This is a genomic window from Sneathiella limimaris, assembly GCF_012932565.1.
GTDB classification, from domain to species: domain Bacteria; phylum Pseudomonadota; class Alphaproteobacteria; order Sneathiellales; family Sneathiellaceae; genus Sneathiella; species Sneathiella limimaris.
In genome coordinates this window covers 1709790-1731600 of the sequence record NZ_JABBYJ010000001.1, presented here as the reverse complement: position 1 = coordinate 1731600, position 21811 = coordinate 1709790, and the positions used below count along the sequence as shown (strand labels likewise).

The window sequence follows — 21811 nt, the reverse complement described above, 5'->3', positions numbered from 1 at the left end:
ACAAAGAGGCGGAATATGATTTACACCGAAGAAGGTATGAACCTTGTCGAGATTCAAGGGGCTGCGAATAAGCGTGAAGAATTCTTAACTGCGGTATCCCAAAAGGTTAAACTCGCGAATGCGGACCTTTCCGGCATTAAGCTCGATAAAATCAATTTATCCGACGCAGAACTATACAGCATCGATTTTTCTGAAACAGACCTATCTTACAGCCTTTTTAAGAATACTGATTTCAGTGCTAGTAACTTCAAAGAAGCTATTATCCGCAAGTCGATGTTTATTGGCTGCGACTTTTCAAATGCCAATTTACAGAAGGCAGATCTACATGGATGCTACTTCACCAATTGCATTTTTAAAAACTCGAACCTGTCTCACGCGGATTTGGAGGATGTCACTATTCAGATGGCAGACTTTTCTAATGCAATACTCTACGGCACCAAATTTACCCGAAGCGGCAATGCTATCTCCTATCACCCGCTAATTGATAGCCAAGAAGAAGAAGGAGGATGGATCGCGGCAGTATTACAGCAGGTCCCTGACATGCCAAAAATATCAGAAGTACGCTTTGATGGAGCCAAACTATCTGCCTGCTCATTTAAACAGCAAACACTCAATAAGTGCTCTTTTGACGACGCGGTTTTGCAGGGCAGTAATTTCTGCGCCACTAAAATTAATGGTGGGCGATTTAAAGAAACCGATATTGATGGCGCTGATCTTGAAAATGTCTCCATCCATAGAACCGAATTCCATGAAATTCAGAGTGAATACACTAATTTTAGAAACGCAAAATTTATAAAGTCAGACTTTATTAATTGCAGCTTCAAACATAGTGAATTCACATCCAGCACCATTCAAGAATGCCTCTTTAGCGAAGAAGGAAACAACTCAACTGAGTTTGTGTCTTGCAATTTCACAGCAACTAATTTCAGCAATGGGCGCCTACCCCATACTAGTTTCTTGAGCTGTAAGCTTCAAAACACCCACTTCACTGAAATCACGTTCCGCCATAGTGAATTCAAGAATTGCAATGGCTTGAACGCGAAATTTGAAGATTGCAACCTTTCACACACCAACAGCTTCCAGATATACACATTTCTCTTCGCTGAATTTAATAACTACAACTTAAACAACACCATATTTACTGAGTGCGAATTTACAGAGCAGCAGATACCCGTATCCACTCAAGGAGCAGTTGACTTTCAAAAATGTACATCACGAGATGACATACCACAGCCGCATGCACTTGCGCCCCAAGACGATGAGCAGGAGGAGAGTTTTGATCTGGTTATAGATATGGGAGACGATGAGTTCTAAGACGGGGAATCCGCCGACAGATTAAGATGGAGACCTCAATATGATCGGGGAGCCTGAAGAATAAAGTTGGAAATCATATCTGTTCTAATGGAGGATTTCCCAGCGCTCATGGGATTTACCATGAGTTTTTTCCTGCTCGTCCCGGAAATCCTCCAGCGAACCATCCAATGTTCGTTCGATCACCTGATCAAGGGCTCTCGCTGTATTGACCCTGCTCATATAAACATAGTCAGCACCGGCTAAATAAAGATCACGAGCTGCCATTGGCGCCTCAGCGTTTGAGATAATGACCGCGTCCTCATTGATGCTGCGCAGCGTATGAACAAGTGATTTATTGTTAGTTCCCTTCAAAATTTCATCTGGAATGGTCGAGATAATAACGCTCGCTTTTTCAAGTCCAGCATGGCGTAAAGTCAGCTCACTTCCCAAATCACCGTATTTGACTGAGGCACCCATTTTCCGAATGGCGGGATGAAGTTGGACATTAAAATCAATCACAAGTATCCGCTTCATCAACTCCGGGCGATTAGCGGATATCTCGTGAAGCAGAGATGAGGCAACCCGATGAAAGCCGAGCAGTATTATATCTGGCTCCTCTTCGTCCTCTTCATATTCCTCACCTGGCTCCTTCAAACCAAGTTTATCCAGGACAGGGCCCCACCATCCATAAATTCGATAGGCATGTTCAAAGAAAGACGGGGTCAGCAACGCAGTAATAATAAAAGCAATGATAACAGAGCTAGAAAAATTCTCAGAGATATGACCGTATTGCCCCCCAAGATACGCAATCACAAGGGCGAACTCAGAAACTTGCGCCAAACGCACCGCAGAGATCTGTGCCAACCGCCGATCCCCACCCGTCATATGAAAGAGAGGCATAAAGATAACTTGACGGCTCAGGATAGAACAACCAGCAAGGACCACTGCAATCAGGATGATTGTCCAATCCTTGATTTCAGGGATTCCCATCCCCAAGCCGACAAAGAACAGGACAATAAAGAAGTCTCGTACAACACCGACTTTTGCGATGATATCCCGGCTATAGGGCAACGTCGCAATGGTCATACCCGCAATCAGAGAACTCATCCCCGAGCCAACCGACATGGATGTTGAAAAACCAAACAAGGCTTCCACCCCATAATCAAGACCAGCCCCAATAAAAACGATCGTAAAACACCACCCAATAGCTCCAACGAAGACCATCTGCGGATCTTTAGCGAACCACTGAAATGCGCGAGAGACGACAAATCGAGCCAGGATGTAGGTGATCGCTGCAAGCAAAAACATTCCCAGGAAAGAAATGAGTGCGGATAATAATTCTGGAGAATGGAAGGTAGGTTGCAGAACGAGAACGACAATGGCCCAAATATCCTGGAAAACGAGAATTCCAAGCGCAAGCCGCCCAGACTCTGTTCCCAGCTCATACCGCTCTTGAAACAGTTTAATCACCAGAAGGGTTGAGGAACCTGCCAGGAAAATACCAAAATAAAGTGCATCGTAATTGCCTGGAAACAGGAAATCGAGACCGACCCATACGGCCAGTTTTACCAGGCCAATCCCCATTAAAACTGTCAATGGATACTGAAGGATACCGGAAAGAACGATCATCTTGCCGCTGCTGGCGATTTTCCGGATATCAATCTCCAAACCAATCATGAACAGCAGTAAAATGAACCCAAGCTCAGCAATGGTTTCAATGTTCGCAGGATCCGTGATCAATTTGAACCCTATTGGCCCCACGACGATACCAGCCAACAAAAAGGCAGCAATACTTGGCAGGCCCAGTCGCACTGCGACAACACCAGTTAATGTTGCTGCAAACAGACAAACCCCGATATCGTAAACAAGCACCGGCAGTGCACCGCTAGCCGCCCAAGCCGCCTCCGTCACAGCCAGAAGCAGCAAAAACGACAAAGCGCCTGCTTTTAAGGCCGATACAGCTAGAAAACTCAATGATTTAACATTTATCATCAGGATCCGGGATTACATGTGATCTTAACAGATATTATGGGTTTACCATGACCACGAGGACAATCAAACTCTAATTCAGTTATGAAGGTTTCTGACGGAGAAAAGAATACCAGATGGCCTATAAGCCGGGTTCTGTCCACGATTTCTCGCTGGATGATCATTCATCTAGGGTGCCTGTTGCCAGACACCTCATGCAACCAACCCGAACGGTAGCCCGGAAAACCTGCTTATGCAGCGGCAAAGCCCTGCATCGACCGTTCCTATTTGGTTTTGCTCCCGGTGGGGTTTACCATGCCGCTTCTGTTGCCAGACGCGCGGTGCGCTCTTACCGCACCCTTTCACCCTTACCTGAAACCAGGCGGTTTGCTTTCTGTGGCACTTTCCCTAGGGTCGCCCCCGCCGGCCATTAACCGGCACCGTATTTCCGTGGAGCCCGGACTTTCCTCTTCCGCGAGGGAAGCGATCATCCAGCCATCTGGTCGAAACTGCTTACTCTTAAGCGTTTTGTGGGTCAAGTATTCCGTTGTGCAGCGACCAACTGCGCGAGCTTTAAAGTCTCAGGATCCTCCTCACCTGAAATAACGCTCGGTCGCCAATGTCGCTGAAAAGCGGCAATGGTCTCAACGGATCCCGGGTCTTCATACCCAATTGCTTCAAGGGCCTCGTCCAACGCCAAACGGCTCATTTGCTCCCCAGATGCATTATGAGCGGGCCAGTAGCCCACACCAACTGCCGCAAGCATTTCCCAATCAAACAGCTCTCCAGGATCCTGTTTTCGTTTTGGTGCAATATCCGAATGTCCAACAACGTTTAAGGGTTCAATTTCATAGCGATTAACGATTTGCTGGCTCAACGCCTTAACGGCCAGCATCTGTTCTTCTGGGAACGGGACATACCCAAACTCATGACCAGGATTAACGATCTCAATTCCGATGGAGGCTGAATTGACGTCGGTAATCCCATTCCAATAACTGACCCCTGCGTGCCAGGCACGTTTATCCTCAGCCACTAACTGATGAATTAGTCCCTCTTCCGTGATCATGTAGTGAGCGCTCACACCTGCATCCACATCACACATCCGCCTCAAGGCACCTTCGGCCGTTTGCATGCCGGTATAATGAAGGACGAGCATTGAGACAGACATTTCGTTCCGACGTTCATTACAGTTCGGAGATGGTGACTGAAGGATGTTAAGCTGCTTCATCAGATGTCTCTGACTTTTGCAATCTCATCATAAGCTGCATTAATTTTGGCCAACTTATTATTAGCGAGGTCGATTGCTTCTTGCGGCAGACCCTGAGAAATAACCGTATCCGGATGGTTTTCCCGGATTAGCTTCCGATAAACTTTTTTCAACTCAGCATCTGAAATGGAAGGTTCGACGCCAAGTATTCTATAGGGATCCTCTGCAGGGGCTCCAGAATGCAGGCTGCGAAGCCGATCATAATCATGATCCGTCAGTCCAAAGATACGAGCGATGGTCTTCAAATACTCATCTTCATCTGGATGAAGCACTCCGTCTGCCATGGCAATAGCAAACAGACTGATCAGCAAATCCTCTTTAATTTGAGGGTTATTACGAAACATTCGGGCAATTTGCTTGGCATAAGCCTCATACCCAGCTGTATGCTGCCGGGCCTTATCAAAGAATTTGCCAAAATTGGCCTCTTCTTCTTTTGGTATCCGGAAAACCCGCTTAAACGCATCCACCTCGTCACGTGTAACAACGCCATCAGCTTTGGCCATTTTGGCGCCCAGAGCGACAACAGCAACCGTAAAAGCCACTTGCTTCAATCCGGTATCGATCGTTTCTGGGGCGTCGTCTTCATCCTCGGCCTCGCGATACTTATCAACGACATGACCAGCAACACCTCCGAGAAGTGCACCAATAGGCCCACCTAGGAACAGTCCAGCCGCACCTCCCAGTAATTTTCCCCAAATCGCCATCCGGTTTCCTTTAACTTACCCTTTGGCCGACTATAACAAGCACAAGATCATTGGACCAGCCTCAGAAGCTGTGACATTTTACCACTTCCTAGAAATTCAGATCACCTTGCATTTAAACAGTGACCGGTTGAATTGACTTTTCTATAAAAATATGGCGTTGTTGGACTTCAATCATTTTTTAAACCGGACCTAACAAAAAACCGGGCTAAAAAAAAGAGTGTGTAAACCCCTTACATGAGACGCTTGCCATGACGACACGTGACTGGAGAAGCCCAGAAATCCTTCTGATGATTACGGCTGCTGCGTGGGGCGCGGGTTTCGCCGTCTGGATGGCACTTCTGAATAATTTTGCTGTCGATATTGTCAATTTCACAGGTAAGGAAATTGGGATATTGCAGTCCTTAAGGGAAGTTCCAGGGCTTCTTGCTTTTACAGTTATTTTTGTCCTGATGGTCATTGCTGAACAGAGGTTACTGGTACTCTCGCTTCTGGTATTTGGCATCGGTGTTTCAATTACCGGGTTTTTCCCGACGGAATATGGCTTCTATTTCACGACTGTCCTGATGTCAGTCGGATTTCATTACCATGAGACACTTCGCCAGTCCTTGACCTTACAACTGGTCAGCAAGGAGAGAGCGCCGCTGGTCATGGGTAAGCAGCTTTCAGCGCAAGCTTTTGCCTCACTCGCTGTTTACGGGGTCATCTATGTCACCACTAAGTTCTTGGGACTTGAGTTTGCGACCCTCTATGCGTTAGGTGGAGCGGTTTCCATCTTTGCAGCGCTCGTATGCTGGGGGGCTTTCCCACAATTCCATGTGGAAGTGATCCAAACTAAAAAAATCATTTTGAGAAAGCGTTATTGGTTGTATTACGCCCTCACTTTTCTTGCAGGCGCTCGGCGACAGATCTTCATGGTTTTCGCAGGCTTCATGATGGTGGAAAAGTTTGGATATGATGTTTCCACCATCACAGCCCTGTATTTGCTCAATCACGCTATCAATATATTCCTGGCGCCGCGCATTGGTCGGCTCATTTCCCATTGGGGAGAGCGAAAAGCATTGGTCTTTGAATATTCAGGACTGGTTCTTGTCTTTATTGCCTATGCCTTCGTGAGCAATGCAACACTTGCAGGTGCACTCTACATTATCGATCACTTGTTCTTTGCCTTCGCAATCGGCATTAAAAGCTACTTCCAAAAAATTGCAAACCCCAAGGACATGGCAGCAACAGCTAGCGTCAGCTTTACGATTAACCACATTGCCGCCGTGGTTATACCTGTCGTTTTTGGAATTCTATGGCTAACGTCACCGGCAAGCGTATTCCTTGCAGGTGCAGTAATGGCTGGGCTTTCCCTGATCGCATCTCTGAATATCCCCCGACACCCAGAACCCGGGAATGAAACCCTAAAGGGTCCCCGTTTCCCTGAGGATGATGTACTAATCCAGACAAAAATTGCGTAGGTAGGATTTAGCTTTCTGGTTTGTCATCATCTAGAAGGATGCGGTTCGCCGCTCCGTCCAGATCATCATACTGACCAGATTTAAGACTCCAGAGAAAAGCAACTAAGCCAAGGGCACCCATAAAAAGTGCGATTGGGATAAGGTAGATAAGTACGTTCATGAGGCTGCCCCTTTACGCCGGCTCAAACGCATGGAATTCGCGCAAACTACGAGCGATGACGCTGACATGGCAATTGCTGCAAAAAGTGGTGTAACAATACCGAGGACGGCGAGCGGAACTGCAATTGCGTTGTAACCAAAGGCCAAACCAAAATTCTGCATAACCAGTCGTTGGGAAAATCTTGCAACCCGCACCGTTTCTATAACAGCTTTCAGGCTGCGCCCTTGAAATACAAAATCAGCTGCAGTCTGACTAACATCTGCCGCCGTTGCGGGTGACATAGATGCGTGGGCGGCGGCCAATGCGGGCGCATCGTTCAAACCATCCCCCACCATCAACACCTTCCGACCTGAGGCTCTTAATTCCTCAATCCGTTGAACCTTGTCTTCTGGCTTCACTTCTGAGGTCCAGCAATCAATTCCAGCAGCCTCAGCCATTACACTCGCAACTTCTTCGCGATCACCAGACAGAAGTTCAACTGACAGACCAATTTTCTTTAAAGCTTCAATGGTCGCTGCAGCATCAGGGCGAAGATGATCTTCAAACAAAAACTGGACTGGTTGGTGATCAGGCCTTTTAAGCCAAAGCTCCGGTAAATTGTCTCCAGATCCAGCCATTTGAGCAACCGCTTCCTCATCAAGACACCAACGGCGACTTCCGAGCCGGATCTCTCCGTTTCCAGTATTTGCGCTTAAGCCACGCCCCGGATGCTCTGCAACACCTGCAATTGGGACAACCTGACCTGCCGCCCTGCTTACGGCTTGAGCGAGTGGATGACGGCTGGATATAGCAAGGCTTGCAGCCACCTGGAGGGCTTCAGGATCAATTTGATCCCCATTGACCAAATCAAGTCGTCCTTCTGTTAATGTCCCAGTCTTATCCAAGACAACTGTATCAATTCCAGCAAGCCGTTCGAGCCCGTCCGCCGCCTTTACTAAAACACCACTGGCGAGCAGCCTACCGCTGGCAACAACCTGCACGACTGGCACTGCAAGTCCAAGCGCACAAGGACAGGTTACAATTAAAACAGCAACAGCATTCAACAAGGCAACTTGCCAGTCTGTGCCAATTAGCCACCACCCGGCAAAGGTTATGGCGGCCAGAATATGAACGGCAGGTGCATAATATTCCGCAATCCGATCAGCAATCCGCACATAAGTCGCCCGGCCCTGCTCTGCGTTTTCCATAAGCCGGACAATGTCTCCAAGCAGCGTATCTTCCCCAGTCTTGGTGGCTTCCACAACAACTGGTGCAGTCAGATTGAGCGTCCCGGCATAAACGGCTGTCCCCTCTCCAGCTTGAATGGGCAGGCTCTCTCCAGTTACGAGGCTATTGTCCACATCACTCTGGCCTTCCAGAACAATTCCATCCACTGGGAAGCGATCACCGACGGCAACGTGCACCCGACTTCCAGGCACAACAGCGTCGACAGGAACAGAACGATGGCTACCGTCTGGATCAATGACTGTCGCAGCTACAGCCTTTAATAGCAGCAACCTTTCAGCCGCAGAACGAGCTTTGGTTCGAGCTCTATTATCGAGATAACGGCCAATCAAAAGAAAGAAGAGCAAGGTTACCGCAGCATCAAAATATGCATATTCGCCGCTTTGAATGGTTTCCGCCAGGCTCATTCCCACTGCAAGAATAACGGCAAGGGAAATTGGTACATCCATATTCAAACGGCCCGCTTTTAAAGCGCGGACAGCGGATCGGAAAAAGACCTGTCCCGAATATGCAACCGCAGGCATCGCAATTAATGCTGACATCCAATGCATAAAGTCCCGTGTTGCAGTTCCCATATCGTCTGAGAAAATACCTGCCCAAACGGAGACAGACAAAAGCATCACGTTTGCAGCTGCAAATCCTGCAACCCCCATCGCACGGAGTAGCTTTTTATCTTCCTCATCTGCAGCGGTCGATAACAGAGCCTGATCATAAGGTGTTAAGGCATACCCAAGATCAATAATAGGATGGACAAGGTCGGCAGCGTTAGCCTCCGCCTCCTTCCAGCGAACCAGAAGTCGCCGGGTAGAAAAATTCACACGCGCTTCAAGCACAGCTGGATTTGCTTTCAGCGTCCCTTCAATATTGCGAATGCAATTAGCGCAGTGCATCCCCTCGACAAGTAAGTGCAGCAGGGCATCACCATGTTCATCGTGGGTCACGAAAGCGGAAGGGTCTGCAGCGACAAAATTGGCGAATTCCGCTTCCGGGCTGTTGCTATCTGCAAGTGACAGAGCCCCACCAGAGCAACAGCTTGCCCCTCCCCGAAAAATCGGAGGCTGTAATGGTCCGTCAACTTGCCTTGCTACTTCACCCATAACCTTTTCTCGATATGGTAGGCCTTTTCATAGTTGCCAGCGTCAGCATATAGTTTCATGTCCCAGTTGCCAGGTGCCGAGACAACTGATTCTGCAACCAATCGATCGCCATTCCTGTTGAATTCAAGAACCACATCCTGACCTTCAACCGTTGGACGCACAAGTATTCCCTGAACGGATCTGATATCAACGGCACGTCCGTTAGCATCCTCCAACGCGAGGCTAATGCTGACCTGGTTGTTTCCAGCGGCAACAATGTCCACGCGAGGGGTCCATCCTCTGGTCAGCTGTTCCCGCTGCGTAGCCAGCTCAGCGTTATAGTTCAAGCCTTTCTTATAGGCGTCTTCAGTCGTTAAGCCCGAAAAACTAGTCAACGCAAAGTAAACAAAGAAACCATTGGCTATCAGCATAAAGGTAAAAAAACCTATTAAAATGAATAGAACATGCCGACCTTCGAGTTTCTTTTCAGCCATAGCAACCATCACCTTGGTCCTTTAAATGTCGTTTCCTGGGAGTCAGTTTTTCCGGTCACAATATCTTTAATGACAATATCCAAATCTAAACTGCTCTCATCCCCCATGACCTCTGGATCAACCGCGATAAAGAGTTTAACCGCGGAAACGGCGTCACCTGGTACCCGAACAATCATGTCATGGTTTCGGGGTCCTTCAGTCTGTAGCCAAATATTACTGGTTTCAAGACCTTCTACCTGAATCTGATATCTTCTTGTTTCATGCAGCTTATTCAGAATTTTAACAGTATACCCGTTTCGAATTGTGCCATCAGAAAGCTGAACGAATAAGGGGTTCCGATCCCGAATGACATTCACGTCCAACTCTGAGCGTGTCAGCAGCGTGAAGAGCATAATTGACCCGACAACACAAAGGAGTGCTGCGTAAGCAATTGTTCTTGGGCGAATAAAGCGAACATTCAGTTTCTTGATTGGCTCGGCGGTTTTTTGTCCCGTATAGGTATCGTAACTAATTAACCCTTTCGGCAGGCCAATTTTCTCCATCACACTATCGCAAGCATCAATACAAAGCGCGCAGGTAATACATTCAAGCTGTGCGCCATCACGTATATCAATACCCATCGGGCAGACCGCGACACATTGATTACAGTCGATACAATGCCCACGCCCTTCCCAGCTGTCATCCTTCTTATGAGGTCCTCGAGGCTCACCACGTTTTTCATGATAAGTCACGCTCAAGGATTCCTCATCGATCATTGCACCCTGAATACGCGGCCATGGACACATGTATGTGCAAACCTGCTCCCGCATCATGCCACCAAAAACATAAGTGGTAGCGGTCAGGACAGCGATCGTCGTGTAAGCAATAGGACGCGCATCAAAATAAACCAGATCTTGAAGAAGCGTTGGGGCATCTGCAAAGTAGAAAACCCAGGCTCCACCAGTGAAAAGCCCAATCAGTAGCCAAATGATATGCTTTGAAACCCGTTTCCGGATTTTATCAAAGGACATAGGCGCTTTATCCAATCGAAGGCGGGCATTCCGGTCGCCTTCGATGGCGCGCTCCACAAAAATAAATAAGTCCGTCCAAACTGTTTGCGGGCAGGAATAGCCGCACCAGGCACGACCAAATAAAGATGTTACCAGAAACAAGGACAACGCCGCGACAATCAGTATGCCCGTAATATAATAGACTTCTTGCGGCCATAATTCGATGAAGAAGAAATAGAAACGATTGTGTTCCAGATCGATCATGACAGCCTGATCTGGCGCGCCACCCGGCCGATCCCACCTAATCCATGGGGTCACATAATAGATCGCAAGGGTAATTCCCATGATGATCCATTTGAGTTGACGGAAAGTACCCGTCGCTTTCTTTGGGTGGATCTTCTTGCGTTTGACGTAAAGGGAACGATTTTCTTTTTTATTGACGGGTTGAACGTCAACCTTTTCAACGGGGGCACTGCTCACTGGTCTAGCTCCAAACTGGTGCGCCACTTTTGGGAGCGGCGCACCTCATCAAGCAATGGAAAAAAGGTACTTCTAAGGGCGGCTTATTCGCCACCGCCCAAAGAATGAACATACAGGCTGATCTGGCGGACAACGCTGTCATCCAGTCGATCAGTCCAGGCTGGCATTACGTTAGCGCGGCCATTTGCGATTGTTCTGACAATAGTTTCCTTGTCGCCACCGTAAAACCAAATGGCGTCAGTCAAGTTTGGCGCACCAAGCTCATAACTACCTTTTGCATTTTCACCATGACAAGCTGCACACTCATTGGCGTAGATTTCCTGGCCACGTGCAACAGCCTCTCCATCACGCCCTTCCTGTGACAAGGACAGAACATATTCAGCAACATCCAGAACTTGTTCTTTTTCAAGAATTTCGTCTCTCAGAAAAGCTGGCATTTCCCCGGTACGGGTCTCTTCATGATCTGAACGAATGCCGAATTTGACCGTCTGATAAATGGCGTCGACAGAGCCACCCCACAGCCAGTCATCATCATTGAGGTTCGGAAAACCTGGGCCGCCTTGAGCACCGGATCCATGGCACTGCGAACAATTCACAGCGAAATGGGAACGGCCACCGGCCAGAGCAAACTGATAGAGCTCCTCATTATTCTTAACCTCAGACAGGTCGGCAGTAACCAGAGCGTCGGTAATTTCAGACCGACTAGCCTCAACCTCAGCAATTTCCTGCTCAACTTCACTTCGGGAAGAATATCCAAAAGTGCCTGCTGTATAATCGCTAATCATTGGCCAGGCTGGGTAAACGACCCAATAGCCGATTGACCAGATGATTGTGGCGTAGAATGTCCACAGCCACCACCGAGGCATCGGTGTGTCTAGCTCTTTAATCCCGTCCCATTCGTGGCCGGTTGTCTCAGTACCTGAGACTTCATCTTTTTCCACTTTGGACATTATTCTTTCTCCTCAAGCGGGATCTGTGCTGCTTTGTCAAACTTATCCTTGTTTTTTGGCCACAAGGCGTAGACGAGCACGATCAAAAATAAACCGAACAGATATACCAGCCCATATGTCTGGGCGAAGTGAGAGGCGTCTTGAAACGTTACATCCATTTCTTCCTCCTATCTGTGACCGGATTCCGGATCATATGAAGTGAAGTCCACCAAAGTTCCGAGCATCTGCAAGTAAGCAATCAACGCATCCAACTCAGAAACCATATCTGGATTTCCATCAAAATTCCGAACCTGTGCCTTTGGATACCGAGCCATTAGGTCATCATAACCATCTGAGTCTGGATCCACTTGAGCCTTCAGATCAGCTTCCGCATTTTCGATCATTTCATCTGTATACGGAACACCAAGCATCCGGTTTGCAACCAAGTCACCTTTGATATCCGGTACCTTAAGCTCAGTTTTCTCAAGCCAAGAGTAAGATGGCATTACACTTTCTGGCACCACATCCTGTGGACGGCGCATATGGGTGACATGCCATTCATCTGAATAACGCCCCCCCACACGAGCCAGATCTGGACCAGTCCGCTTAGAACCCCACTGGAATGGATGGTCATACATACTCTCCGCTGCCAGCGAGTAATGGCCATACCGTTCAGCTTCATCCCGAAGCGGACGAACCATCTGACTATGACAGTTGTAGCAACCCTCACGAAGATAGATATTACGGCCCGCCAGCTCTAAAGGACTGTAGGGACGAACCCCCTTCACCTTCTCAATGGTGCTTTCCAGATAAAACAGCGGCGCAATTTCGATGATACCGCCAATGGAAACCACCACAAGAGTGAGGACCAGCATCAGTATGGAATTTTTCTCAATAATTTTATGACTGAACATATTCCTTACCTCCCAACAGCGACTTCAGCGTTGAGGATAACTGTATCCTCTTCGGTTTTACGAACATCACCACGGGCTGTTCTCCAGAGGTTGTAGGCCATGATGCCGGATCCGATCAGGAAGAGGACACCACCTAGGGCCCGAATTACGTAGAAAGGATGCATAGCTTCAACAGTTTCACTGAATGAATACTCCAGGAAGCCAAAGGCATCATAAGCACGCCACATCAGACCTTGCATGATACCGGATACCCACATCGCAGTGATGTAAAGCAGGATACCAATTGTTGAGACCCAGTAGTGAACTGAGACCAGTTTGTCTGAATAGAGAGACTTCCGTTTCCAGACAACTGGAGCAAGGAAGTAAAGGGCGCCAAAGCTGACATAAGCAACCCAGCCAAGCGCACCTGAATGCACATGACCAATCGTCCAGTCAGTGTAATGGCTAAGCGCGTTCACAGCCTTCACAGACATCAGCGGACCTTCAAATGTACTCATGCCATAGAAAGCTACTGAAGTGACCAGGAAGCGAACAACCGGATCAGTTCTCAACTTATCCCAAGCACCAGAGAGTGTCATCAGGCCGTTGATCATTCCGCCCCAGGATGGCATCCACAACATGATTGAGAATGTCATACCCAAAGTCTGAGACCAGTCAGGCAAAGCTGTGTAATGAAGGTGATGAGGGCCTGCCCAAATATATAAGAAAATCAAAGCCCAGAAATGGATAATGGACAGTCTGTAGGAATAGACAGGACGATTGACCCGTTTCGGAATGAAGTAATACATAATTCCGAGGAAGCCAGCTGTCAGGAAGAAACCAACCGCGTTATGACCATACCACCACTGTGTCAACGCACTTTGAACACCAGCGAAAAGTGAGTAACTCTTCGTTCCTGTCAAGCTAACAGGCAACGCCAAAGCGTTCACAACATGCAACATCGCAATCGTAATGATGAAGGCCAAATAGAACCAGTTGGCCACATAAATATGTTTTTCCTGCCGCTTCCAAAGCGTTACCAAGAACACCAGTAGGTAAACGACCCAAACAACCGTCAGCCAAAGATCAACATACCACTCAGGTTCAGCATATTCCTTACCTTGGGTTACACCCAGTAGGTAACCTGTTGCTGCCAGCACGATAAAGAGCTGGTAACCCCAGAAAACAAACCAAGGGGAATAAGTCCCTGCTAGCCGAGCCCGACAGGTTCTCTGGACCACATGGAAGGAAGTTGCCAGCAGGATGTTGCCCCCAAAAGCAAAAATCACTGCAGACGTATGTAACGGACGCAAGCGTCCAAAAGAAGTCCATGGCAAATCCAGGTTGAGAACCGGGAAAGCCAGTTGCAAGGCAATTACAACACCAACGAGAAAGCCGACAACACCCCAAAATGTTGATGCGACAACGCCATATTTGACGATCTCAGTATTGTATTCAATTTCACCCGCGGCTACCGCTGGTTTTGCTTTTGTACCATATGCTCTGGAAATCAGGGCATATGCTGCCAAAACAGAGGCAACTGCGAATGTCATGCCGTGAATCATCATTCCTTGGTCTTGTGCCTTGGCAGACATCAAGAGGCCAAGGACCGCTCCGATGATTGAAAAGCCTATCCATAACAGATTCATACCAGTCATCCGTTTAATTTTGTTTCATTGCTTGATGATGAGAAACGTCAGAAATCAATTCTCATTGAGCCAGACCTAACCCCTCAGGCTGCAAGATGTTCTCATCGTTCGATTACTGCATTGACCTCAGTCAATTCACTCAGACTTATAACTTTATTGATACTAAACTTCTGAACTGAATTAAGCATAGGTTAATATTCAGGAAATTCTCAAATCGCACGAGAATGTTTTCCAACACCCCGCCCCATATATGTATCAAAAACAGCACATATGGTTCGAACTAAAAATCTACCTTCTTCGGTGACTTCTATTGCCTTACCTTTAATATTTACCAAGCCGTCCACCTTGAAATTTTCAAGTTTACTTAGCTCATCATCAAAAAAATCTGGCGAAATACTGTGCTTCGTTAACACTCCAGCAAGATCAATTTCCAAATTACACATCAGGGTTTCGATCACTTCGCGGCGGAGGATATCCTCGGCCGTCACTTCCAGCGCCTTAGCTAAAGGAAACGCACCAGAAAAGACCGTTCTCTTATATTCCGGAATACTCACAATATTTTGGGTATAACCCTGAGGCAGGCGACCGATGGCTGAAGCCCCGATACCGATCAGCGCCTCAGCATCATCTGTCGTATACCCTTGGAAATTCCGTTTCAAATTATTGTCCGCAAGGGCGACCGCCATAGGATCATCTGGGTGAGCAAAATGATCCAGTCCAATCATGACGTAACCCAACTCTTGAAGACAATCCGCCGCTACGGTTGCTTGCTCAACCCTGGCCTTAACTTGAGGAAGAGCTTCCTCGCGGATCATCTTCATATGGGTCTTCATCCAAGGAACGTGGGCATACCCAAAAAGCGCTACCCTGCTTGGCTTCAGTTCATGGGACAGCTCTATAGTCCTTCTGACATCATCTGTGGTTTGCAGAGGAAGGCCATACATCAAGTCAAAATTGAGCTGAGTGATACCTTCATGTCGCAAATTATCGACAACCTCTTTCGTCAGCTCAAAGGATTGAATTCGGTTTATCGCTGCCTGCACACCGGGATTAAAATCCTGGATACCAAGGCTCGCCCGATTGATTCCGGCTTCTGCAAGGGCTTTTACTTTAGCCGCGTCAGCTGTTCGAGGATCAATCTCGATCGCCCGCTCAGCATCCGGCGTATACTCAAACCCTTCTTCCAACATACCCATGATGGACTTAAAATCATCTGCCGACAAAATACTGGGTGTACCGCCACCCCAATGAACATGAGATAAAGCAAAGCGCCCAGGCAAGACGTCCATCAACTTATTGAGCTCTGCCCGCATCGCCTCCGCATAGTCTGCGATCGGCTCATATTTTTTAGTGACCTTTGTATGGCATCCACAGTACCAACACATCTCACGACAAAAAGGCACGTGAAAATACAGTGACAACGGCTTGGTTGGATCCAGTTCCGAAAGCCATTTCGCATAAAACCCGCTATCAGTGACAGGTTGAAAGTGCGGGGCTGTCGGATAGCTCGTATACCGGGGAACGGGCGCGCTGTATTTTTCAGCGAGGGCTGTAACCATCTTACACCTCTAACTCTAGATTAGGTTACTCGTCACTATTTGCCTGGACCCGAAGTTCATCCAGATCACAGATTTTCACATCCTGAGACGTCTTCAGCTCAATCAAACCGCTTTTCTTTAGTTTGGTGAAGGTACGACTAACCGTCTCAATCGTCAGACCCAGAAAATCAGCGATATCCACCCTGCTCATTGGCAAGTGAAATTCAACTTCATTGACATCTTCAGCTAGCCCATTTCGTTCGATATGTCGCTCCGCTCGGTCCAAAAGAAAATTAGCAATTTTTTCAATCGGTGTTTTCCGGCCCAAAAGAAGCATTTGATCCTGCAGATCAATAACCTCTGCCTGCATCATCTCCATCAGGCGCACTTGAACAGCTGAAAAATTTTCCAGAGATTTATTTAATCCTGCGAGTGAAAACTGGCAAACGACAACATCATCAATAGCCTCTGCGTCCGCAGTGTAGAGACCTTTGGTGCTCAGCCCCAAAAAATCCCCTTGCGATTTGAACCCGGTGATCTGACGACGCCCGTCATCTAACATGCGTGATAACCGCACTTCACCAGATACGACAGTATAAAAAGAGGTTGCCTCATCATACTCGCTGTAAAGGGTCTGGCCGGCATCGATTTTCCGATGGGTGCTATTCGCTCCAAAAGCAGCAAGCGCTTCTCCGTCAAGCTTTGAGCACAGAGCATACTTGTGTGCAGAGCAACTTGCACAATAGCTTACCTTGGACTTATTCGCATCTTGATTGAAACGACACCCGCCGAGCTGACTATCTAAAGTTTCTTCGGAAGTTATACCAATGGCCATCACTCCATCCCCTCTTTCTCGCTTCTCCACAACCAAGATAGTGCGAAAAAACTCAAAAGGGAACCATGTGGTAGGATGTCGCAGGGAATTAAATCAGAATTTTTAAATACATACGCCGAAACAATTAGTCATTCAAAAACAATATCTTAAATAAAATTATGCGGGGTGAAGCGACAAAATGCCACATCCACCCCCACAATTTTTTAATTTGATATCAAACGTCTCGCAATCAAATCTGGAGCAAATCTGTTGCTTCTTCCAATGTCACAAGATCATCGCTCAGCAACCGATTTCCGGCTTCAATCTCAAATTCGGTCTCGCCTACCACCAGCGGATCTGACGGCTTCAGGTGATGGTCCCTTACAAAACGAGATAACAACAGACGCCTCGCATCCTTACCCTGCCGACCCAAGATGGTTCCCTCTTCAGCAAAAAGAGTAGCAGTCGTTGCATGATAAAGAGCATTTGAAGCCTGACGCGCCAGAGTTTCATTCTCTGTTCGTGCCACTTCGTCGGCAAAACCGCGAGCTCGATCGACTAAAGCCACCATCTCTCCAGCAAATTGACCCGGCAGAGCCTCTGTTTCTGTCAGGCGCTTCTTCAAATCATCTGCGAGATCATTATGGGCACCAACCTTCCCAACCGCACGCGTTGTGATATCCAGCGCGTTAATGTTGGATGTTCCCTCCCACAAAAGGCCTGTGTAAGCATCACGCACAAGGCGTGGGTTGACCCAATCCTCGATAAACCCATTTCCCCCACGAATTTCCAGCGCCCCGCCTGCGACATCCACATTGTCGCGGCAGGTCCGGAATTTCAGTAACGGTGTGAGAATTCGATTGAGCCGCTCCGCATCCTTGTCTCCTTGGTCGCTCTTATGGAGTTGAACAGCGACGTTCAAGAACATGGAAAGGGCCTGTTCTGTTGGAACCATCATTTTCAAGAGCTGGCGTCTCAACAATGGTTTTTCCAAGATCGGCTCACCAAAAACCTCCCGGTTCTGAGCGGCAACCAAGGCCTCGTTCAAGCAACGACGCATCATTCCTGCAGCGCGAACGCCATGAGACAGGCGTGACATGACCACCTGATCCATCATTTGCCGAAGACCAGGGTTCTTTTTCGCGCCGACATCCCCAAAGGCGTACCCGACGGCCCCCTCGAACTTGGCCTCGCCTGACGCCATAGACTTGGTTCCCATCTTGTCCTTCAGGCGGACAAACCGGTATTTATTCCGGCTACCATCTTCAAGATGGCGAGGAACCGCAAAAATCGCCAAACCGGAGTTTCCTTTTGGCGCCCCTTCCGGGCGAGCAAGGACAAGCGCCACCTCCGCACCCGCACATGAGCAGAACCACTTATCACCATAAAGGCGCCACTGGCCATCCTCAAAACGAGCTGTCACTTCCAGGTTGGCCACCTCAGAACCGCCAACTTTTTCAGTCATAAACTGTGCACCCATATGGATTTCATCCATATTTTGGCTCAGCATCTGCCACCCAAACTTATCCATAGCTTCCTTCGGACCATGTTTTTCAAGCAAGCCGTAGGATGTATCTGTGACAGATATCGGGCACATTAATCCGAATTCAGACTGCACAAATAAATAGGTGAAAATGTATTTTGCCATGGGCGGAATTTTCTCAGGCCACCCATGAACACCCGATTTGTGAGACATGCAATGGATACCAAAATCTCCATATGCAATCTTTTCCATTTCCTGATAGGCAGGATGGAACTCAATCCACTCCTCATCTTTGCCGCGTGCATTGCGCGGATGAAGAACCGGTGGGTGACGCTCGGCTGTTCTCGCCAGATCGTCAAGACGGTTACCCACCACCTCGCCTAGATTCTGGTAAACTGGGGTCATATGTTCCCGCAGATCCTGCGGCAAATAGATCTCCATCAAGCTCTTGAGACTACTATCAATGTCAAAAAAGTTCAGTCCATGACAATCGGGAGCAACCCAGTCTTCCAGTTCACGGTCCGCACGATCTTTCAAGCTTTTCGCAAAAAACATGATCTATCCTATTGAGTGATTTTTATTTCGACAGAATTTCTTTCGCCTGGTCGAGAGTGACATGGCCTTCAAACAAAAGCGCATCTCCTGCCAGACGATCAAACTCGCCGTTTTCCATTGAGAACGGATCTTCTGAGCCCAAGCGACGATCCACAATCATCCGGGACAGGAGCAAACGGCTGGCGTCACCGCCCGCAGCGCCGATTTTTGCCCCCTCAGTTGCCATCAAACTGGCTGTTACAGTGTGATAGAGTGCACTCGATGCCTTGCGGGCCACGGTTTCCTTACCTTCTTTGGCAACTTGATCGGCAAATGAAATTGCCCGATCAACCAGACCCTTTAGTTGACCAGCAAACTGGCCTGGCATATTGGCTTCGCCTTCAAGCATCTCTGTCACCGCTTCCCCAAGTGCTTTGTGGGCACCCGTTTTGGCAACTGCTCGGTTTATCACGTCAAGAGAGTTGATATTGGACGTCCCCTCCCACAGCACACCCAAGTGAGCATCCCGGACAAGTTTGGCATTCACCCAATCTTCGATATATCCGTTGCCGCCACGAACTTCCATGGCGCCAGTAGCAACCTTCACATTGTCACGGGCAGTCCGGTATTTCAAAAGAGGCGTCAGGATCCGGGTAACTTTCGCGGCATCGGTATCCCCCGCATCCCCTTTTTCCATCATCACGGCTGTGTACATATACATAGACAGTGCCTGTTCCGTCGGCACCATCAGTTTCAGCAATTGTCGCCGCAACAGGGGCTTATCAATCAGCTTGCTACCGAATGCGCGTCGATAGCCAGAGACCATCAAAGCTTCGTTAAGGCATCGACGCATCATGGCCGCAGCCCGAACACCATGTGAAAGGCGCGACATATTCACCTGATCCATCATCATTTTCAGACCACGGTTCGCCTGTGCACCCACCTCACCCAGCGGATAAACTGTTGCGCCATCGAAAATGATCTCCCCAGACGCCATCGAACGGGATCCCATTTTTTCCTTAAGACGGACAATCCGATATTTATTCCGGCTCCCATCCTGCAGATTGCGGGGAAGTGCAAAAAGCCCAAGCCCAGCATTTCCGGCAGGCGCTCCCTCAGGGCGGGCCAGCAGAAGTACGACATCTGCATCTGCACAGGAACAGAACCATTTCTCACCGTATAACTTCCAGGTGCCGTTTTCATCTTGCCGCGCGGTCAATGCAATGTTGGAAACATCGGAGCCACCAGTTTTTTCGGTCATGAACTGCCCCCCCTTCAGGAGGTCGTCCATGTCTTGTGTCACCATCCGGTCAAACAACAAAGCACGCGTTTCTTCATCTGCATATCGATCGATTAGCATGGCTGTTGTTTCAGTTGCAGAAATTGGACAGAGCTGCCCAAACTCCGACTGGCCAAACAAATACTGAAAAACATATTTAGCGATGGGAGGAACCTTAGCGTCCCATCCGAGCACCCCCGGTCGGTTCGTCATGGCATGAAGACCAAACTGTCCAAAGGCAACCTGCTCCATATTCCGATAGGACTGGTGAAATTCGATCCAGTCCTCATCCCTCCCACGGGCGTCCCTTGTGTGGAGGATTGGCTGATGCTTGTCGGATTGCCGTGACCAATCATCCAAATCGGTGCCAGATATTTGGCCCAACCGTTGATAATGGGGCACCATGTGATCCCTCACATCTTTCGGCATATAGACATCAAGCAAGCCCTGTAATGATTTATCAACGTCAAAGAAATTCAATCCATGACAATCGGGCGCAAGCCAATCGGAAAGGCTCTGGGGACTAAACTCTGCACTGCTCTGATAAAAAGTCATCGCGTTTCCTCACTCCACATCAGGGGAATTTGTTTTTATTTTTTGAAAGTGTGCCTGAACGACTACCTCTCGACAAACGATAAATCTTCAGTTTATAATTGAGAAAAACTCAATCGAAAGCACGACATGCATGCTTACAATTCCTTCAATTTCAGGACTTAGAGCATTTGAAGCCTCTGCTCGTTACTTGAGCTTCAATCAGGCAGCAGAGGAATTAAACGTTACCCCTGGCGCGATCAGCCGACAAATTCAATCCCTGGAAGAATTTCTGGGCAAATCTCTGTTTCACAGATCCCATCGCAAAGTGACCTTGACGGCTGTCGGTCGCCAGTATCTCTCAGAAATTGCACCGTCACTTCAAAAAATTTCAGCAGCCTCCCAAAGGCTAAAAAGCGAACCCAGACGAAACAAGATTTCGATCTGCGCCTATCCCACCTTTGCTATTCGGTGGCTAATTCCTAGATGGGCGGCGCTCCATGAAGCCTTTCCTGACATGGACATCCAACTGACCACTTCCCTTAACCCCACAGATTTTGAAGATGAAAGCTTTGATATATCGCTACAGGTTGTCAAAGAAGGAACAGAACGAAAAGGCTTTCAAATAGACAAACTTCTGGATGTTGCAACCTATCCCGTTTGCAGCCCAGAACTCGCGAAGCGAATTCAAAAACCTGAGGATTTGGCTAACGTTAACCTCCTGCATGAAAGTCCGCGCCCGACCGATTGGCCCCGCTGGCTAAAAATTGCTGGCATTGAAAGTATCGATGGAAATAAGGGGCTGAATTTCGAAAGTGCGGATATGGCTCTGCATGCGGCCATAGAGGGAGTTGGGGTCGCTATCGGAATTGACGCCTTGATTGAAGAGGATGTTGCAAGGGGCCGACTTGTAAAATTGTTCGACATACCGCGCCTGTCCCGATTTCCGTTTCAGGTCGTAACACCACTCAACAGCATGTCGAACCCAAGGCTTGTAGAGCTCCGAAATTGGCTTATCACAGAGGGAATGGGCAAGGCTCCCTAGT

18 protein-coding genes and 1 other RNA gene are annotated in these 21811 nt (G+C 48.2%); 3 read left to right on the top strand and 16 right to left on the bottom strand.

All coding sequences use genetic code 11. The features are described 5' to 3' along the window. The first annotated feature begins 15 nt into the window (after positions 1–15). A complete protein-coding gene (locus tag HH301_RS08335; protein ID WP_169568420.1) occupies positions 16–1314 on the top strand; it encodes a pentapeptide repeat-containing protein in 1299 nt (432 codons plus the stop codon). An 84-nt stretch (positions 1315–1398) separates the two neighbouring features. Here the strand turns inward: HH301_RS08335 and HH301_RS08330 are convergent, their stop codons facing one another. The 4 genes from HH301_RS08330 to HH301_RS08315 form a co-directional block, all read right to left on the bottom strand. Next, positions 1399–3285 carry a cation:proton antiporter gene (locus HH301_RS08330; protein WP_206378233.1) on the bottom strand — a complete coding sequence of 629 codons (1887 nt, stop codon included), beginning with the start codon at positions 3283–3285 and terminating at the stop codon, positions 1399–1401. 105 nt (positions 3286–3390) lie between these two features. Beyond that, positions 3391–3764, bottom strand: an RNA gene (gene rnpB, locus HH301_RS08325) — RNase P RNA component class A. 32 nt (positions 3765–3796) lie between these two features. Then, on the bottom strand, positions 3797–4489 hold the full coding sequence (locus HH301_RS08320; RefSeq protein ID WP_169568416.1) for an N-acetylmuramoyl-L-alanine amidase: 693 nt from the start codon (positions 4487–4489) through the stop codon (positions 3797–3799). Then, entirely contained in the window at positions 4489–5232 is a 744-nt protein-coding gene (locus tag HH301_RS08315; protein ID WP_169568414.1) for a TerB family tellurite resistance protein, read from the bottom strand. The genes HH301_RS08320 and HH301_RS08315 overlap by 1 nt, the downstream gene beginning before the upstream one ends. A gap of 248 nt (positions 5233–5480) precedes the next feature. Between HH301_RS08315 and HH301_RS08310 the strand changes: the two genes are divergently transcribed. Further along, the gene (locus tag HH301_RS08310) at positions 5481–6692 is read left to right on the top strand and encodes an MFS transporter (RefSeq protein WP_169568406.1); all 1212 of its coding nucleotides are present in this window, start codon (positions 5481–5483) and stop codon (positions 6690–6692) included. A 7-nt stretch (positions 6693–6699) separates the two neighbouring features. Here the strand turns inward: HH301_RS08310 and ccoS are convergent, their stop codons facing one another. The 12 genes from ccoS to HH301_RS08250 all read right to left on the bottom strand — a co-directional run bounded on the left by ccoS (position 6700) and on the right by HH301_RS08250 (position 20789). Further along, positions 6700–6852 carry a cbb3-type cytochrome oxidase assembly protein CcoS gene (gene ccoS / locus HH301_RS08305; RefSeq protein ID WP_169568404.1) on the bottom strand — a complete coding sequence of 51 codons (153 nt, stop codon included), beginning with the start codon at positions 6850–6852 and terminating at the stop codon, positions 6700–6702. Beyond that, positions 6849–9173 carry a heavy metal translocating P-type ATPase gene (locus HH301_RS08300; protein ID WP_169568402.1) on the bottom strand — a complete coding sequence of 775 codons (2325 nt, stop codon included), beginning with the start codon at positions 9171–9173 and terminating at the stop codon, positions 6849–6851. The genes ccoS and HH301_RS08300 overlap by 4 nt, the downstream gene beginning before the upstream one ends. After that, a complete protein-coding gene (locus tag HH301_RS08295) occupies positions 9161–9646 on the bottom strand; it encodes a FixH family protein (RefSeq protein WP_169568400.1) in 486 nt (161 codons plus the stop codon). The genes HH301_RS08300 and HH301_RS08295 overlap by 13 nt, the downstream gene beginning before the upstream one ends. 8 nt (positions 9647–9654) lie before the next feature. Beyond that, complete coding sequence (gene ccoG / locus HH301_RS08290) at positions 9655–11115, bottom strand: cytochrome c oxidase accessory protein CcoG (RefSeq protein WP_169568398.1); 1461 nt, start codon at positions 11113–11115, stop codon at positions 9655–9657. Between the two features lie 83 nt (positions 11116–11198). Further along, positions 11199–12065, bottom strand: coding sequence for a cytochrome-c oxidase, cbb3-type subunit III (ccoP, locus tag HH301_RS08285; RefSeq protein ID WP_169568396.1), 867 nt, complete (start codon positions 12063–12065; stop codon positions 11199–11201). Beyond that, entirely contained in the window at positions 12065–12223 is a 159-nt protein-coding gene (locus HH301_RS08280) for a cbb3-type cytochrome c oxidase subunit 3 (protein ID WP_169568394.1), read from the bottom strand. The genes ccoP and HH301_RS08280 overlap by 1 nt, the downstream gene beginning before the upstream one ends. 9 nt (positions 12224–12232) lie before the next feature. Further along, positions 12233–12958 carry a cytochrome-c oxidase, cbb3-type subunit II gene (gene ccoO, locus HH301_RS08275; RefSeq protein ID WP_169568392.1) on the bottom strand — a complete coding sequence of 242 codons (726 nt, stop codon included), beginning with the start codon at positions 12956–12958 and terminating at the stop codon, positions 12233–12235. A gap of 5 nt (positions 12959–12963) precedes the next feature. Further along, complete coding sequence (gene ccoN / locus HH301_RS08270) at positions 12964–14586, bottom strand: cytochrome-c oxidase, cbb3-type subunit I (protein ID WP_240969441.1); 1623 nt, start codon at positions 14584–14586, stop codon at positions 12964–12966. 209 nt (positions 14587–14795) lie between these two features. Continuing rightward, positions 14796–16145: an oxygen-independent coproporphyrinogen III oxidase gene (gene hemN, locus HH301_RS08265; protein ID WP_169568388.1), complete on the bottom strand. Its 1350-nt coding sequence runs from the start codon at positions 16143–16145 to the stop codon at positions 14796–14798. A gap of 25 nt (positions 16146–16170) precedes the next feature. Next, complete coding sequence (locus HH301_RS08260) at positions 16171–16959, bottom strand: Crp/Fnr family transcriptional regulator (RefSeq protein ID WP_169568386.1); 789 nt, start codon at positions 16957–16959, stop codon at positions 16171–16173. A gap of 229 nt (positions 16960–17188) precedes the next feature. After that, positions 17189–18976 (bottom strand): acyl-CoA dehydrogenase family protein, encoded by a 1788-nt coding sequence (locus HH301_RS08255; protein ID WP_169568384.1) that lies wholly within the window; start codon positions 18974–18976, stop codon positions 17189–17191. A gap of 22 nt (positions 18977–18998) precedes the next feature. After that, positions 18999–20789 carry an acyl-CoA dehydrogenase family protein gene (locus HH301_RS08250; RefSeq protein ID WP_169568382.1) on the bottom strand — a complete coding sequence of 597 codons (1791 nt, stop codon included), beginning with the start codon at positions 20787–20789 and terminating at the stop codon, positions 18999–19001. A gap of 130 nt (positions 20790–20919) precedes the next feature. Here HH301_RS08250 and HH301_RS08245 point away from each other — a divergent pair, with 130 nt between their 5' ends. Then, entirely contained in the window at positions 20920–21810 is an 891-nt protein-coding gene (locus HH301_RS08245; protein ID WP_169568380.1) for a LysR substrate-binding domain-containing protein, read from the top strand. The last annotated feature ends 1 nt before the right edge of the window (position 21811 follow it).

Bases quoted from the DNA above. Each gene is read 5' to 3' on its own strand.
- HH301_RS08260 (WP_169568386.1), bottom strand. From the start codon at position 16,959: ATGGCCATTGGTATAACTTCCGAAGAAACTTTAGATAGTCAGCTCGGC.
- ccoN (WP_240969441.1), bottom strand. From the start codon at position 14,586: ATGAATCTGTTATGGATAGGCTTTTCAATCATCGGAGCGGTCCTTGGC.
- HH301_RS08310 (WP_169568406.1), top strand. From the start codon at position 5,481: ATGACGACACGTGACTGGAGAAGCCCAGAAATCCTTCTGATGATTACG.
- HH301_RS08245 (WP_169568380.1), top strand. From the start codon at position 20,920: ATGCTTACAATTCCTTCAATTTCAGGACTTAGAGCATTTGAAGCCTCT.
- hemN (WP_169568388.1), bottom strand. From the start codon at position 16,145: ATGGTTACAGCCCTCGCTGAAAAATACAGCGCGCCCGTTCCCCGGTAT.
- HH301_RS08280 (WP_169568394.1), bottom strand. From the start codon at position 12,223: ATGGATGTAACGTTTCAAGACGCCTCTCACTTCGCCCAGACATATGGG.
- HH301_RS08250 (WP_169568382.1), bottom strand. From the start codon at position 20,789: ATGACTTTTTATCAGAGCAGTGCAGAGTTTAGTCCCCAGAGCCTTTCC.
- HH301_RS08335 (WP_169568420.1), top strand. From the start codon at position 16: ATGATTTACACCGAAGAAGGTATGAACCTTGTCGAGATTCAAGGGGCT.
- HH301_RS08330 (WP_206378233.1), bottom strand. From the start codon at position 3,285: ATGATAAATGTTAAATCATTGAGTTTTCTAGCTGTATCGGCCTTAAAA.
- HH301_RS08295 (WP_169568400.1), bottom strand. From the start codon at position 9,646: ATGGCTGAAAAGAAACTCGAAGGTCGGCATGTTCTATTCATTTTAATA.
- ccoO (WP_169568392.1), bottom strand. From the start codon at position 12,958: ATGTTCAGTCATAAAATTATTGAGAAAAATTCCATACTGATGCTGGTC.
- HH301_RS08320 (WP_169568416.1), bottom strand. From the start codon at position 4,489: ATGAAGCAGCTTAACATCCTTCAGTCACCATCTCCGAACTGTAATGAA.
- ccoS (WP_169568404.1), bottom strand. From the start codon at position 6,852: ATGAACGTACTTATCTACCTTATCCCAATCGCACTTTTTATGGGTGCC.
- HH301_RS08300 (WP_169568402.1), bottom strand. From the start codon at position 9,173: ATGGGTGAAGTAGCAAGGCAAGTTGACGGACCATTACAGCCTCCGATT.
- HH301_RS08315 (WP_169568414.1), bottom strand. From the start codon at position 5,232: ATGGCGATTTGGGGAAAATTACTGGGAGGTGCGGCTGGACTGTTCCTA.
- HH301_RS08255 (WP_169568384.1), bottom strand. From the start codon at position 18,976: ATGTTTTTTGCGAAAAGCTTGAAAGATCGTGCGGACCGTGAACTGGAA.
- ccoP (WP_169568396.1), bottom strand. From the start codon at position 12,065: ATGTCCAAAGTGGAAAAAGATGAAGTCTCAGGTACTGAGACAACCGGC.